Annotated in this window: 16 protein-coding genes; 8 read left to right on the top strand and 8 right to left on the bottom strand. The window is 73.4% G+C overall.

Features of this window, described 5'->3' with window-relative positions; all coding sequences use genetic code 11:
* Positions 1-120: 120 nt before the first annotated feature.
* Positions 121-675: a hypothetical protein gene (locus tag AB0G52_RS29365; RefSeq protein WP_132887756.1), complete on the top strand. Its 555-nt coding sequence runs from the start codon at positions 121-123 to the stop codon at positions 673-675.
* Between the two features lie 37 nt (positions 676-712).
* On the opposite strand, the gene AB0G52_RS29360 is transcribed toward AB0G52_RS29365, so the two are convergent.
* Both AB0G52_RS29360 and AB0G52_RS29355 read right to left on the bottom strand, forming a co-directional pair.
* Positions 713-1,201 (bottom strand): hypothetical protein, encoded by a 489-nt coding sequence (locus AB0G52_RS29360; protein ID WP_132887757.1) that lies wholly within the window; start codon positions 1,199-1,201, stop codon positions 713-715.
* A gap of 112 nt (positions 1,202-1,313) precedes the next feature.
* On the bottom strand, positions 1,314-1,826 hold the full coding sequence (locus AB0G52_RS29355; RefSeq protein ID WP_361340241.1) for a DinB family protein: 513 nt from the start codon (positions 1,824-1,826) through the stop codon (positions 1,314-1,316).
* Positions 1,827-1,934: 108 nt separating this feature from the next.
* On the opposite strand from AB0G52_RS29355, the gene AB0G52_RS29350 reads away from it, so the two are divergent.
* The gene (locus tag AB0G52_RS29350; RefSeq protein ID WP_361340238.1) at positions 1,935-2,846 is read left to right on the top strand and encodes a Gfo/Idh/MocA family oxidoreductase; all 912 of its coding nucleotides are present in this window, start codon (positions 1,935-1,937) and stop codon (positions 2,844-2,846) included.
* On the opposite strand, the gene lnt is transcribed toward AB0G52_RS29350, so the two are convergent.
* Both lnt and AB0G52_RS29340 read right to left on the bottom strand, forming a co-directional pair.
* Complete coding sequence (lnt, locus tag AB0G52_RS29345) at positions 2,764-4,338, bottom strand: apolipoprotein N-acyltransferase (protein WP_361340235.1); 1,575 nt, start codon at positions 4,336-4,338, stop codon at positions 2,764-2,766. The genes AB0G52_RS29350 and lnt overlap by 83 nt on opposite strands.
* A 76-nt stretch (positions 4,339-4,414) precedes the next feature.
* Complete coding sequence (locus tag AB0G52_RS29340) at positions 4,415-4,909, bottom strand: nuclear transport factor 2 family protein (RefSeq protein ID WP_132887761.1); 495 nt, start codon at positions 4,907-4,909, stop codon at positions 4,415-4,417.
* 120 nt (positions 4,910-5,029) lie between these two features.
* Here AB0G52_RS29340 and AB0G52_RS29335 point away from each other — a divergent pair, with 120 nt between their 5' ends.
* Positions 5,030-5,770: an SDR family oxidoreductase gene (locus AB0G52_RS29335; RefSeq protein ID WP_132887762.1), complete on the top strand. Its 741-nt coding sequence runs from the start codon at positions 5,030-5,032 to the stop codon at positions 5,768-5,770.
* 10 nt (positions 5,771-5,780) lie between these two features.
* On the opposite strand, the gene AB0G52_RS29330 is transcribed toward AB0G52_RS29335, so the two are convergent.
* Positions 5,781-5,960, bottom strand: coding sequence for a hypothetical protein (locus AB0G52_RS29330; protein ID WP_132887763.1), 180 nt, complete (start codon positions 5,958-5,960; stop codon positions 5,781-5,783).
* Positions 5,961-6,307: 347 nt separating this feature from the next.
* Entirely contained in the window at positions 6,308-7,132 is an 825-nt protein-coding gene (locus tag AB0G52_RS29325; RefSeq protein WP_361340231.1) for a helix-turn-helix transcriptional regulator, read from the bottom strand.
* A 135-nt stretch (positions 7,133-7,267) separates the two neighbouring features.
* Between AB0G52_RS29325 and AB0G52_RS29320 the strand changes: the two genes are divergently transcribed.
* Together AB0G52_RS29320 and AB0G52_RS29315 are read left to right on the top strand one after the other, a co-directional pair.
* The gene (locus tag AB0G52_RS29320) at positions 7,268-7,975 is read left to right on the top strand and encodes an alpha/beta fold hydrolase (protein ID WP_132887765.1); all 708 of its coding nucleotides are present in this window, start codon (positions 7,268-7,270) and stop codon (positions 7,973-7,975) included.
* A gap of 54 nt (positions 7,976-8,029) precedes the next feature.
* Positions 8,030-8,398: a DUF4440 domain-containing protein gene (locus tag AB0G52_RS29315; RefSeq protein WP_361340228.1), complete on the top strand. Its 369-nt coding sequence runs from the start codon at positions 8,030-8,032 to the stop codon at positions 8,396-8,398.
* Positions 8,399-8,432: 34 nt separating this feature from the next.
* Here the strand turns inward: AB0G52_RS29315 and AB0G52_RS29310 are convergent, their stop codons facing one another.
* The gene (locus tag AB0G52_RS29310) at positions 8,433-9,308 is read right to left on the bottom strand and encodes an undecaprenyl-diphosphate phosphatase (RefSeq protein WP_132887767.1); all 876 of its coding nucleotides are present in this window, start codon (positions 9,306-9,308) and stop codon (positions 8,433-8,435) included.
* A gap of 292 nt (positions 9,309-9,600) precedes the next feature.
* Between AB0G52_RS29310 and AB0G52_RS29305 the strand changes: the two genes are divergently transcribed.
* The 3 genes from AB0G52_RS29305 to AB0G52_RS29295 are packed head-to-tail and all read left to right on the top strand — an operon-like array spanning position 9,601 to position 12,406.
* Positions 9,601-10,758, top strand: coding sequence for a Gfo/Idh/MocA family oxidoreductase (locus tag AB0G52_RS29305; protein ID WP_132887768.1), 1,158 nt, complete (start codon positions 9,601-9,603; stop codon positions 10,756-10,758).
* Positions 10,755-11,684, top strand: coding sequence for a PmoA family protein (locus AB0G52_RS29300; protein ID WP_132887769.1), 930 nt, complete (start codon positions 10,755-10,757; stop codon positions 11,682-11,684). The genes AB0G52_RS29305 and AB0G52_RS29300 overlap by 4 nt, the downstream gene beginning before the upstream one ends.
* Positions 11,678-12,406, top strand: a complete 729-nt coding sequence (locus AB0G52_RS29295; RefSeq protein ID WP_132887770.1) for a cupin — start codon at positions 11,678-11,680, stop codon at positions 12,404-12,406. The genes AB0G52_RS29300 and AB0G52_RS29295 overlap by 7 nt, the downstream gene beginning before the upstream one ends.
* A gap of 8 nt (positions 12,407-12,414) precedes the next feature.
* Here the strand turns inward: AB0G52_RS29295 and AB0G52_RS29290 are convergent, their stop codons facing one another.
* Positions 12,415-12,885 carry a helix-turn-helix domain-containing protein gene (locus AB0G52_RS29290; RefSeq protein WP_132887771.1) on the bottom strand — a complete coding sequence of 157 codons (471 nt, stop codon included), beginning with the start codon at positions 12,883-12,885 and terminating at the stop codon, positions 12,415-12,417.
* Positions 12,886-12,961: the final 76 nt, after the last annotated feature.

Here is a 12,961-nt window from a genome sequence, read left to right as displayed (position 1 = left end):
GGCCGGAGGCGACCGTCCGGCACTCGGTGGGGACACGGCGGGCCGGGTGCCGATGAGCCCGGGGAAGCCGCCGGGGGCGGTTAGCGTCGGGAGAGACGGTCGAGGAGTGCGGAGGGCGCCGTGACGGACCGACAGGAGCAGACGGCACCGGATGCCGTACTCACGCGGATCGGGCAGGTCGTGATGCTGCACCACGCCGGTGACCGTGAGGAGGCCCGCGGACGCCTGCTCGACCTGTGGGCGGAGATCGGCGAACACGGCGACCCGCTGCACCGCTGCACCCTCGCCCACTACCTGGCCGACACCCAGGACGACCCCGCCGACGAACTCGCCTGGGACCTGCGGGCGCTGTCCGCGGCGGACGAGGCGAGGGAGGCGCGGGAGGTGAGGGGAGCGAGCGAGGGGGACGCCGGGAAGGAGCGGGCCGAAGCAGCCGAGGTGCGCGGTTTCTACCCGTCCCTGCATCTCAACCTCGCCGCCGACTACGTCAAGCTCGGCCGCACCGAGGCCGCCCGCACCCACCTGCGCCGGGCCCGCGGCGCGGCCGCCGCTCTCGCCGACGACGGTTACGGCGACGGCGTCCGGGCCGCCATCAGCCGCCTGGAACTGCGCCTCGGCGACGACGGCCCGGACGCCGACTCCTCCTGGGCACCCCCGCGGCAACGCCCGAGCTAGGGACGCAGGCCGCCGCGGGGGCCGGTCGGGGCGGGTCTCAGTGCCCGTACGTCTGTTCGCAGATCCTGGCCTGCGGGCTGTCCGCGCGCCAGCCGCCGTACTGCTTGCCGAGGGCGCACACGTCCGGGGCCTTCGGCGCGGACCGGGTGACGTCCGGGATGTCGACATGTGGACTCCGCGTCCGGTGCGGACGCGGCGCCGAGGGGGAGCGAGGATGCTCGGCGGCCGCGTGCGGGAGCGGCGTCCGGTGGTGGGGCTCGGCGGGAGGGGACGGGGCGTCGTGCGGGGCCGCGGACGGGGGACGGTCGCGGGTCCGGCGCGGGCCGACCAGCTCCAACGCCTCCTTGGCCGGGGCCTGCACCACCTTCGGCTCGGTGCTGCCGTCCGGGCGGGGCACCGACGGCAGCGAGGGCGCCGTACCCGGTGGCGGACCGGGCGCGGCCGGACGCTGCACCGTCACACAGCCGGACAGGGCCGAGACGGTCACGGTGACCAGGAGCGCTGCGGTCGTCGTCGTTCGATGCACGCGGGCAACTCTGCTGGCTCGGAGCGGGAGTTGACACCGCCGACGGGCGTCCGGTGCCCCGCACGGGTGATCTCGTGCCCCGTACGGGGGACGGGTGGCCGCGAGGCTGACGTCAGTCGCCGGTCGCGCCGTCGATCCGCTCCCGGATCAGGTCGGCGTGACCGTTGTGCCGGGCGTACTCCTCGATCATGTGGGTGTGGATCCAGCGCAGGCTGATGTACTTGCCGGTACGGCGGTGGCGGCCCTTGGAGAGATCGTCGAGGCCGAAGTCGGCCGCGACGGCCCGGGCGGCCTCGATCTCGGCCTGCCAGGCCGCGTACGCCTCCTGCCAGGTGTCCCCTTCGGTGAGGTGGAACTCCCCGTCGGGATCCTCGTCGCTCCAGTACAACGGCGGAGCCTCCGCCCCCGCGAGCACCCTGCGGTACCAGGACCGCTCCACGTCCGCCATGTGCCGTACCAGCCCCATCAGGGACAGCGGGGACGGCTCCACCGAGGCGGTCCTGAGCTGGGCGTCGGTCAGGCCCTCGCACTTCACCGCGAGGGTCTTCCGGTGGAACTCCAGCCAGCCCTCCAGCATGGTGCGTTCGTCGGCGTCGGTCTCGGGCAAACGGCGTTCGGTCGTCATCCCGGCATCCTCTCCGAGTCCGCCCGGTCCCACCACGGATTATCGGCCCGTATGCTTCCGCACAGACATGCGTGGGCATCCGCGCGGGCACACGCCGGAGGAGCGTCAGTGAAGGTCGGCTGCATCGGACTCGGTGACATCGCGCAGAAGGCGTACCTGCCGGTGCTGGGCACGCGCCCGGGGCTCGAACTGCACCTCCAGACCCGCTCCCCCGCCACCCTCGACCGGGTCGCCGACACCCTCCACCTGCCGGCCGCCCGGCGGCACGCGACCCTGGACGACCTCCTCGCCCAGGACCTGGACGCCGCCTTCGTGCACGCGCCGACGGGCGCCCACCCCGAGATCGTCACCCGGCTCCTGGAGGCGGGCGTACCGACGTACGTCGACAAGCCGCTGGCGTACCGGTTCGCCGACTCCGAGCGGCTGGTGACGCTCGCCGAGGAGCGGGACGTGTCGCTGTTCGTCGGCTTCAACCGGCGCCACGCCCCCGGCTACGTGCAGTGCGCCGACCACCCCCGCGAGCTGATCCTGATGCAGAAGAACCGGGTCGGGCTGCCCGAGGAACCCCGCACGATGATCCTCGACGACTTCATCCACGTCGTCGACACCCTGCGCTTCCTCGCCCCCGGGCCGGTCGACGACGTCACCGTCCGCGCCCGGGTCGCCGACGGACTGCTCCACCACGTGGTCCTGCAGCTGTCCGGGGACGGCTTCACCGCCCTCGGCGTGATGAACCGGCTCAGCGGCTCGGCGGAGGAGATCCTCGAGGTCTCCGGGCAGGACACCAAACGCCAGGTCCTCAACCTCGCCGAGGTGATCGACCACAAGGGGCAGCCCTCGGTCCGGCGGCGCGGCGACTGGGTGCCGGTCTCCCGTCAGCGCGGCATCGAACAGGCCGTGTTCGCCTTCCTCGACGCCGTCCGGGCCGGGAAGGTGCTCAGCGCCCGGGACGCACTGGCGACTCACGAACTGTGCGAGCGGGTGGTACGAGAGGTTCGGCGGCACCCCGGCGCAGCCTGACCGCCCGCACCCCCTCGCTCAGGCAGAACCCGGCGAGCACCAGCAGCGCACCGTCCACCGCCCAGTCGCCGAACCGCACGAACGGGGTGACACCGTGCGCGACCGGCACCTGGTAGACCCGGGCCTCGCTCGCGTCCGTGCCCAGCCACGGGCCCAGGCGCGCACCGTCCGGGCCGTACACGGCGGACACCCCGGTGAGCGTGGCGTGGACCATCGTCCGGCCGGTCTCGGCGGCTCGCAGGGCGCCCAGTGAGGCGTGCTGCCCGGGGGCCCAGCTCTGCTGGAACGAGGAGGTCGAGGACTGGCCTATCAGCACCTCGGCGCCGTCCTGCGCGAGATGCCGGCTCATGTCGGGGAACGCCGTCTCGAAGCAGACCATCGGGCCGACGCGCAGCCCGTGGCCGACGTTCATCACCACCTGCTCGGTACCGCGCCGCCGGTCCTCACCGGCCGCCTTGCCCACCGAGGTGGCCCAGCCGAGCAGCGAGCGGGCCGGTATGTACTCCCCGAAAGGCACCAGCCGCATCTTGTCGTACCGCTCGCCGGTCGGCCCGTCGGCGCCCACCAGGAGGGAACTCTTGTAGATGCCGGGCCGGTCCGAGCGCCGGGCGTCGACGTTGACCAGGATGTCGGCACCGGTCAGCCGGGACAGGGCGGCGATCCGGCGCGCGAGGTCGGGCCGGTCGCCGAGGTCGAAGCCGACGCTGCTCTCGCCCCACACGATCAGGTCGGGGTGCTGCCCCGCCAGCTGCCGCGTCAACTGCTCCTCTCGGTCGAAGCGCCGGTCGCCACTGTCGGAGCCGTCGACGATGCCGGGCTGGACGACGGCGATCCGCACGTGTCCGTCGACGTCGGGGCGCGGTGACCACACCCAGGCGGCGGACGTCGCGGCGGCCGTGGCCACCAGCGAGGCGACCGCCGGCACCCGGGCCTCGCGTACCGAGACGAGCACGGCGACGGCCACGTTCACGGCCACCACCAGGAAGCTCAGCAGCCACACCCCGCCCACGGAGGCCAGCCGCAGCGCCGGGGACACCTGCCACTGGGTCGCGCCGAGCATGCCCCACGGCCCGCCCAGCCCCTGCCAGGACCGCACCAGCTCCACCATCAGCCAGCCCGACGGCAGCACCAGCACCGCTGCCGCCGCCCGCCCCGGCGACGGCACCCCACCCAGCAGCCGGCGCGTCAGCCAGCCCCAGGGTGCCCAGAACACGCTCAGCAGCCCGGCGATCAGGAAGATGAAGACGTGCAGACTCGGCAGCAGCCAGTGGTGCACGGCCACCATGAACCCGAAGCCCCCGCACCAGCCGTCGTACGCCGCGCGCCGCCCGGTCGGCGCCGAGCGGGCCAGCAGCAGCCACGGGACCAGCGCGACATAGGCGAACCACCACAACGACGGTGCCGGAAAGGCCAGCACGGGCAGCGCGCCCGCGAACGCTCCGACACAGGAACGCCGCCACGGGGAGGTGAGCCAGCGTTCTACGGTCCTCATGCGTCGCCTCCAGCCTGCGGGTCCTTCCAGTGTGCGGGACCGGCCGGGAGCTCCGACAGGGGGCATGGACGCGGGCTCAGCCGGGCACGGCCGCCGGGCGCGGGCCGGGCAGGGCGCGCCACCGTTCCTCGACGACCACCGTCCGCAGCCGCCAGCCCTCGCCGGTGCGCAGGAACGCGAAGGAATAGCGGCCGCCGCACACGAAGTCCGGGGCGGTGGCCGCCCCTTCGCCACCGTCGCCACCGGCGAACCGCATCGGGTTCACGTAGTCGGCCTGGACCTGGGCGGTGTCACCGGTGTCGTGCTCCAGGGTCCCGAAGCGCACCCGGCGGTTGACGATCAGATGCTGCCGCATCGAGAAGAGGGCCAAATTCTCCGAGAGCCACCCGGCGACCTGTCCCGCGCCCCCCTCGATCCCTCCGGCGGAGCGGTAGTCGGCCCGCCCGTCCGCGGTGAACAGGGCCAGGTACGCCGCCCAGTCGCCGTCGTCGACGGCGACCGCGTACGCGGTGACCACCTCGTCCACGGCCAGCCGGTCCATCACGGTCGCGAGCTCCACGCGCTGCGTCATCGGCTCAGTGTTGGGCACGGACCGCACCCAGCCAAGGGGCGGGAGCGATATTCCGTGCCGTTCGTGCCGGTACGACCGCGGGTCGTAGGATCGCTGCCTGATCGTTCTGAGGAGGCTCGTATGGCACGTCCCGTCACGGTGGTCACCGGTGGCAGCCGCGGTATCGGTGCCGCGACCTGTCTGCGGCTCGCGGCGGACGGGCACGATGTCGTGATCGGCTACGTACGGGACGCGGACGCCGCCGCGACGGTCGCCGAGGGGGTGGCGAAGGCCGGGGCGCGCTGCGCCGTCGTACAGGTGGACACGGCGGTGGAGGCGGATGTGGAGCGGCTGTTCGACACCGCGGAGCGGGAGCTGGGGGCCGTCACCGGGCTGGTCAACAACGCCGGTGTGACGGGGCCGTTGGGGCGGCTGGCGGATGCCGGTACCGCGGATCTGCGCAGGGTCGTCGAGGTCAACCTGCTGGGGACGCTGCTGTGTGCGCGGCGGGCGGCCCGGGAGATGGCCCGGCGGGGCAGTGGGGCGATCGTGAACGTGTCCTCCGGGGCCGCCACCCTCGGCAGCCCCGGCGAGTTCGTCCACTATGCGGCGACGAAGGCGGCCGTCGACGCCCTGACGGTGGGCCTCGCCAAGGAACTCGGCCCGGACGGGGTGCGGGTCAACGCCGTCGCGCCCGGCGCCGTCGACACCGAGATGCACGCGGCGATGGGCGACCCCGACCGGGCCCGGCGGATCGGCGCCGGCGTGCCGTTGGGACGGGTGGGGCTGCCGGAGGAGATCGCCGCCGCCATCGCCTGGCTGCTGTCGCCGGAGGCCTCCTACACGACCGGCACGGTCCTGCGGGTGGCCGGCGGGCGGTGAGCGCCGGCCCTCAGGCCGCCTCGATGATCTGCCCGCGGATCGCCGCGGCCCACTCGACCACCAGCAGCTCGTACTCCGACCGCTCCTGCGCCGACAACGATCCACGCGCACGCAGCCACAGCGCCCGGATGTGCTCGTTGACCTCGGCAGCAGACCGCACGGAACCAGGGGTTCGGGAATCGGGGGACATGAGCAACAGCGTAGGGGCAGGACCTGACCGTGCGCTACCGGACGGCTACGAGGACCGTATGGGGTTGGTCACGGGCGGCACGGCGTACCGGCGGCCGGGCCTCGGCATGTGCCCGGCGGATGGGCGCACCGTGGACCGGCCGTGATCCCTGGGGCGGCACTTTGCCCTCGCCGGAGCCGGTACGCCCGCACCGGACCGCAGGGAACGGGCGGGTGCCGAGGGTTGGCCGAGATGAGCCGCCACACCGTGCGCGGGACGGAGACGCGCCTTCGGCGTGTCGCCGTGCCGTCGCGAGCGCGGTGGCGACCCCGATCCCGCACCGGGTCGACGGCGTTCGTGACGGCGGGTCACGTCGCCTGGAGGGTGGCGGCGAGGAGTGCGAGTTTCTCCGCGCTGTCGCTGCCCGGTTCCGGATGGTGGACGACGAGCGTCTGGCCCGCCGCGCCCGCGACACCCAGCCGTTCCCGGTTCAGCCGGAGGCGCCCGACCTGCGGGTGGTCGAGGTGCTTGGCCGCGCCCTCGCAGCCGGCCACGTCGTGGCGGGCCCAGAGCCGGCTGAACCGCGGGCTGGCCAGGGACAGTTCGCCGACGAGTTCGATCACGCCGAGGTCGTCGACGTCGGCGCCGACGGACCGGCGGAATCCGGCGACCATGCCGGCCCCGGCGTTCTCCCAGTCCGGGTGCAGGGCTTGTTCGGCGGGGTCGAGGAAGGTGTCCCGGAGCCGGTTGGCGCCGACCGTGAGGCGGGGCGACAGGGCGGTCGCGAGGGCGTTGACGGCCAGCACGTCGAACCGGCGGCCCTCCACGTACGCGGGGAGCGGGAGGGCGGCGACGAGCTGCACGATGCCGGGCGGCACGGTCTCCTTCCGGGCCCGGCGCCGACGCCGGCGGGGCGCCGCGGAACCGAGACCGAGCAGGTACGCCGTGGCCTCCTCGTCGAGCCGCAGCACCCGGGCGAGGGACTCCAGGACCTGGGCGGAGGGATTGCGGTCGCGGCCCTGCTCCAGGCGCAGGTAGTAGTCGGCGCTGATGCCGGCCAGCATCGCGACCTCCTCGCGGCGCAGTCCGGGCACCCGCCGCACGCCGAGCACGGGGATGCCGACCTGCTCGGGCGTGACCAGCTCGCGCCGGGCCCGCACATACGCGCCCAGCAGGTTCGGTTCGTCGGTCATCCCCTCACCGTAAGGCGGGCCGCCCCGCCCGTGCCTGGTCCTGCCACCCCCAGGATCGCCGGGGCTCTGCCTCGGCCGGCGCCGTGCCGGAAGCGTGCCGGGTGACAGCCGAGGGAACGGTCCGAGGAGGACGACATGGCGACGTATCTGCTGGTGCACGGTGCCTGGCACGGCGGGGAGTGCTGGGAGCGGGTGGTGCCGTTGCTGACGGCGGCCGGACACCGGGTGTACGCGCCCTCGCTGACCGGCCTCGGGGACAAGGCGGGGCTGCTGGGTCCCCACGTCGGCCTGGACACCCACGTCGACGACGTCGTCGGGCTGATCGAGGACGAGGGGCTCACCGATGTCGTACTGGTGGGACACAGTTACGCGGGGCTGGTCGTCTCGTCCGTCGTCGACCGGATCCCGGAGCGGATCGGTCACCTCGTCCATCTCGACGCGATGGTCCCGGAGCACGGCGAGACCGCTGCCGACATCCAGCCGGCGACCCGGGGCATGATCGACCGCGCGCTGGCGTCCGACAGCGGCTGGCGCGTCCCGCCGCTGCCCGAACTGCCGCCGCCGTACGGTCTGTTCGGGGTCACCGAGGCGGCGGACCTGGCCTGGCTGCGTGCGATGCTGTCCGACATGCCGGTGCGCTGCTTCCAGCAGCCGGTGCGGCTGGACAACCCGGCCGGGCACCGGGTCCCCCGCACCCACGTCCATTGCGTCGGCGCCGTACCGCCGGGCATCGTCCGCCGCCCGGTCCCGGCGGGCCGGCCGGTGTGGGAACTCCACACCGGCCACGACTGCATGATCACCATGCCCGCCGAACTCACCGAACTCCTGCTCAAGGTGGGCTGACGGGGCGGGAAACCCGCTCGGCCCGGGCGGCGCAACACGCCCTAGGCTCCGGGTATGACGGACGAGGACGAGCGGGCGGTGCGGGCGGCGATCGACGGGGAGCTACGACTGCTCGACCCGGCGGTGCGGGCCGATCCGGCCCACGTCCTGGAGCTGCTCGACCCGGAGTTCACCGAGGTGGGGGCGTCCGGCCGGCGCTGGGACGCCACCTCCATTCTGACGGTGACCAGCGGCGGATCGGTGTCCCCCGGCTCGCCGGTCGAGGTCACCGACATGTCGGGGACGGTCCTGGCCCCGGGCGTCGTGCTGCTGCGGTACTTCGGCGACAACCAGGGGCGGCGCGTCTGGCGCAGCTCCGTGTGGCGGCTCACCGCGACGGGCTGGCGGCTGTACTACCACCAGGGCACCCCGGCCGCCGCCTGACGAGAGCCGCGCCTGCCCGGCGGCCGCCCCCGTCTCAGCTCGCCGATTCCGCCGCGTGTGGGCTGAGGACGTCCGCCGAGACCAGGGCGATGATGACGACGCCCAGGGCGATGCGGTACCAGACGAACGGCATGAAGCTCTTGTTGGAGATCCACTTCATGAACCACGCGATCACCGCGTACCCGGACGCGAACGCGATCGCCGTCGCGAACAGGGTCGGCCCCCAGGCCACCTCGCCCCCGCCCACCGAGTCCTTCACCTCGAAGACGCCGGAGGCCAGTACCGCGGGGATGGCGAGCAGGAAGGAGTACCGGGCCGCCGCCTCCCGCCGGTAGCCCATGAACAGGCCGCCGCTGATGGTGGCTCCGGAGCGGGAGACGCCGGGGATCAGGGCACAGGCCTGGCAGAGGCCGAAGATCAGGCCGTCCTTGACCCCGAGGTCCTCCAGGGTCTTGCGCTGTTTCGGCGCCCGGTGCCTGCCGCCGGTCTCGTCGCGGGCGGCGAGCCGGTCGGCGACGCCGATGACGACGCCCACGACGATCAGCATCGTCGCCGTGATCCGCAGGTCGCGGAACGGCCCCTCGATCTGGTCCTTCAGCGTCACACCCAGCAGCCCGATCGGTATCGAGCCGACGATCACCAGCCAGCCCATCTGCGCGTCGTGGTCACGCCGCGTCTCCTTGTCGAACAGCGACCGGAACCAGGCGGCGACGATCCGTCCGATGTCCTTGCGGAAGTAGATCAGCACCGCGGCCTCCGTGCCGATCTGGGTGATCGCCGTGAAGGCCGCACCCGGGTCCTCCCAGCCGGAGAAGGCCGCCGTCAGTCGCAGATGCGCGCTGGAGGAGACGGGCAGGAACTCGGTCAGCCCCTGGACGAGTCCGAGGATCAGCGATTCAAACCAAGACATGAAGGTACGGCGTCCCAGGGGTGAGGAAGGGGCGGACGGGCGCGCGGGGCGCGCGTGATCATGCGTGTGCAACGGCAGCGTAGCGGGCCGGTAAGAAAGTAAGAACACAGGGGGCCGGGAGGTGGGCGGGGGGCGACGCCGACGCGGGGGTGTTGACCGGTCAGGGCACCGCCGCTTACGTTTCCCCAGGAGAAAGCGCTTGCTCCCGCACATCGGGGTGCGTGTGCGGCGCACTCGGGCGGAGGTTCGCGCCCGTCGTCGGTACACGCCCCGAGGAGTGCTGATCACGTCCATGCCCCGCTCGCCCCGCCCCCCAGCCCCCTTCGCCGGCCGGCGCATCCGGGCCGCCGTCATCGGCGCCGGCGCCATCGGGCGCGGTTCGCACCTGCCCGCGCTCGCGCAGCTGGCGGCGGAGGGCGAGACCGAGGTCGTCGCCGCCGTCGACATCGATGCCAGAGCCGTCGAGGCGATGTGTGCCGACGCGGGCATTCCGCACGCCTACACGGAGCTGGACCGGATGCTCGCCGAGCAGCGGCCCGACCTGGTCACCATCGGCACCCCGCCGACCCTGCACCGGGACCAGACCGTCGCCGCGCTGCGGGCCGGTGCCTGGGTGTGGTGCGAGAAGCCGCCCGTCCCGTCCCTCGCCGACTTCGACGCGGTGGAGGCGGAGGAGGGGGCCGACGGGGGGCCGTACGCCTCGATCGTCTTCCAGCACCGGTTCGGCTCCGGCTCCACCCATGTGCGCCGGCTGCTGGCCGAGGGGGCGCTGGGCCGCCCGCTGGTCGCCCACTGCCAGACCACCTGGTACCGGGACACCGCTTACTACGCGGTGCCCTGGCGGGGCCGCTGGGCGACCGAGGGCGGCGGCCCGGCGATGGGTCACGGCATCCACCAGATGGACCTGCTGCTCGACCTGCTCGGGCCCTGGCAGGAGGTGCGCGGGATGGCCGGGCGGCTGGTGCACGACGTGGAGACCGAGGACGTCTCCACCGCGCTGGTGCGGTTCGCGAACGGCGCCCTGGCCACCGTGGTGAACAGCGTGCTCAGTCCCGACGAGACCAGCCGCATCCGGATCGACTGCGAGCGCGCCACCGTCGAGCTGACCCACCTGTACGGCCACAGCAACGCGAACTGGCGCATCACCCCGGCCCCCGGCGTCCGGGCCGAGGAGGCGGCGGCCTGGCAGGACTTCGGCCCCGACGTGCCCAGCTCGCACCTGGCCCAGCTGCGCGAGCTGGTCGCGAGCATGCGCGCGGCACGGCGGCCGCGCAGCAGCGGCGCCGACGGACGCACCAGCCTGGAGCTGATCACCGCGCTGTACAAGTCGGCGTTCACCGACACGACCGTACGTGCGGGCGAGATCCGTCCCGGAGATCCTTATTACACGGCCCTGCACGGCGGCGCCCCGGGCTGGGCGCCGGTCGAGCACGAGGAGGTGTCCGCGTGAGCGGCGAGCTGCGGATCACGCACACGCATGGTGACCGGGTCACCGTGACCGAGCCGGTGACCGGGGTGCAGCTCTTCGCGTACGTCTACCGGCCCGAGGCGGCCTGGGAGGCCCCGCGGCCCTACCTGCACCCGCTGCGCACCCTCGCCGGGGACGTCGTCACCGACTACCGCCCCAACGACCACCGCTGGCACAAGGGCCTCTCCCTGACCTCCTCGCACCTTTCCGGCGCGAACCTGTGGGGCGGCAACTCCTACGTCCACGGGCAGGGTTACCTCGCCCTCCCGGAACGGGTCGGCTCGATGCGGCACGTCGGCTTCGACGAGCTGTCGTCCGACGGCGGCCGGCTCGTCATCGCGGAGCGGCTGACCTGGCATCCCCACGACGGGACGCTGTGGGCGCAGGAACGGCGGCGGATCGAGGTCCATGACGTCGACGCCGACTCCGGCTCCTGGGCGCTCACCTGGAGCAGCGCGATCACCAACCGCCGCGACGAGCCCCTGCTGTTCGGCAGCCCGACCACCGCGGGGCGGGAACAGGCGGGCTACACCGGCCTGTTCTGGCGCGGCCCGCGGGCCTTCCGGGACGGCCGGATCATCGGCCCGGACGGCGAGGGCCCCGGGCTCATGGGTTCCCAGTCCTCCTGGCTCGCCCTGTCCGGGGAGCACGACGGCACCGACGGCCATGCCACCGTCGTCTTCGCACACGCCCCGGAGAACGACCACTCGGGTGCGGACGGCGCCCATCCGGCGCACTGGTTCGTGCGCAACGACCCGTTCGCCGGCATCGCCCCTTCCTGGGCCTTCCACGACGAACTCGAACTGGCCCCCGGCGACACCCTGACGCGCCGCTACCGGGTGGTCGTCGCCGACGGTGCCTGGGAGCGCTCGGACATCGCCAAGTACCTGGAGGCGCATCCGTGGTGAGCGGCGGGGAGACCACCTTCACCGGGCTGCCCGGCGGGGTCGCGGTCTCCCGGCTGTGCGTGTACGACTGGCCCGCGGCCGACGGGCTGCGCGGCGGAACTCCCCATCTGCACCTCGCCTGTTCGGAGGCGTACGTCGTCACCGGCGGACGGGGCGCGGTCCAGACGCTCACCACCTCCGGGTACGAGGTCACGCCCCTCGTGCCCGGCACGGTCGCCTGGTTCACGCCCGGCACGATCCACCGCCTCGTCAACGAGGACGACCTGCGCATCACCGTCCTGATGCAGAACAGCGGTCTCCCGGAGGCCGGGGACGCGGTGCTGACGCTGCCGCCGGAGTACCTCACCGACCCGGCGACCTACGCGGCGGCGACCACCGTCCCGGCCGACGCGCCGGAGGCCGAGCGGGAGCGGATCGCCCGCGCCCGCCGTGACCTGGCCCTGGAGGGGTACCGGGCGCTGCGCGCGGCCGCCGGCCCGGAGCCGCTGGCCGCCTTCCACCGGGCCGCCGCCGCACTGGTACGGCCCCGGATCGCCGAGTGGCGCGAGCGCTGGCGGCGCGGGGCGCAGGCCGCCGCCGCGGCCACGGGGGACCAGCTCGACCGGCTCGCACGGGGCGACGCGGGCCACCTCTCCGATGCCGTCGTGCAGGCGGAACAGCCCTGCGAACAGGGACGGTTCGGCATGTGCGGCCGGCTCGACGTGTACCGGCAGGTGCGTTAGCGAACGGCTCAGGTCGCCGCGGGTCCCGCCACCGTCCACCCCGGGGCCTGCGGGTGGGCCGTCAGGTTCTCGTGGCGTACCGGGTCGCCGCAGGCCGCGCAGACGACGACCGGGGTCAGGTCCTTGCCGCAGCTGTGCTCGATCACCATGGGGCGGTTGCCCTCCGGGTGGAGGTGGCGGTCGCCCCAGGCCATCAGGGTCATCAGGACGGGGTGCAGTTCCAGGCCGGCAGGTGTGGCCCGGTACTCGAAGCGCTGCGGGCGCTCGCTGTAGACGCGCTTGGTGAGGATCCCCGCGTCGACCAGGCGGCGCAGCCGGGTGGCCAGGATGTCGCGCGGGGCGCCGATGTTGCGGACCAGCTGGTCGAAGCGGCCGTTGCCCAGGAGCACCTCGCGCAGGACCAGCAGGGAGTACTTCTCGCCGACGAGCGCCAGGGTGTCGGCGATCGAACACGGGCGGGGGTCCTTGGGGGTGGCCATGCACGCCAGTGTAGAGGCACTCCACGGGAGGGTTTGATTTTCCAACTCTCAGCGTTATGGTGAGTTCGGATCTCCT

It is taken from the genome of Streptomyces sp. NPDC021562 (assembly GCF_040640875.1).
GTDB lineage: Bacteria > Actinomycetota > Actinomycetes > Streptomycetales > Streptomycetaceae > Streptomyces.
The sequence above is the reverse complement of the archived record's forward strand: the minus strand, read 5'-3'. Positions and strand labels throughout refer to the sequence as shown.

Coding starts and splice junctions, on each gene's coding strand:
- AB0G52_RS29325 (WP_361340231.1), bottom strand. CDS start 7,132: ATGACCGACGAACCGAACCTGCTGGGCGCGTATGTGCGGGCCCGGCGC.
- AB0G52_RS29290 (WP_132887771.1), bottom strand. CDS start 12,885: ATGGCCACCCCCAAGGACCCCCGCCCGTGTTCGATCGCCGACACCCTG.
- AB0G52_RS29330 (WP_132887763.1), bottom strand. CDS start 5,960: ATGTCCCCCGATTCCCGAACCCCTGGTTCCGTGCGGTCTGCTGCCGAG.
- lnt (WP_361340235.1), bottom strand. CDS start 4,338: ATGAGGACCGTAGAACGCTGGCTCACCTCCCCGTGGCGGCGTTCCTGT.
- AB0G52_RS29335 (WP_132887762.1), top strand. CDS start 5,030: ATGGCACGTCCCGTCACGGTGGTCACCGGTGGCAGCCGCGGTATCGGT.
- AB0G52_RS29315 (WP_361340228.1), top strand. CDS start 8,030: ATGACGGACGAGGACGAGCGGGCGGTGCGGGCGGCGATCGACGGGGAG.
- AB0G52_RS29355 (WP_361340241.1), bottom strand. CDS start 1,826: ATGACGACCGAACGCCGTTTGCCCGAGACCGACGCCGACGAACGCACC.
- AB0G52_RS29340 (WP_132887761.1), bottom strand. CDS start 4,909: ATGACGCAGCGCGTGGAGCTCGCGACCGTGATGGACCGGCTGGCCGTG.
- AB0G52_RS29310 (WP_132887767.1), bottom strand. CDS start 9,308: ATGTCTTGGTTTGAATCGCTGATCCTCGGACTCGTCCAGGGGCTGACC.
- AB0G52_RS29305 (WP_132887768.1), top strand. CDS start 9,601: ATGCCCCGCTCGCCCCGCCCCCCAGCCCCCTTCGCCGGCCGGCGCATC.
- AB0G52_RS29320 (WP_132887765.1), top strand. CDS start 7,268: ATGGCGACGTATCTGCTGGTGCACGGTGCCTGGCACGGCGGGGAGTGC.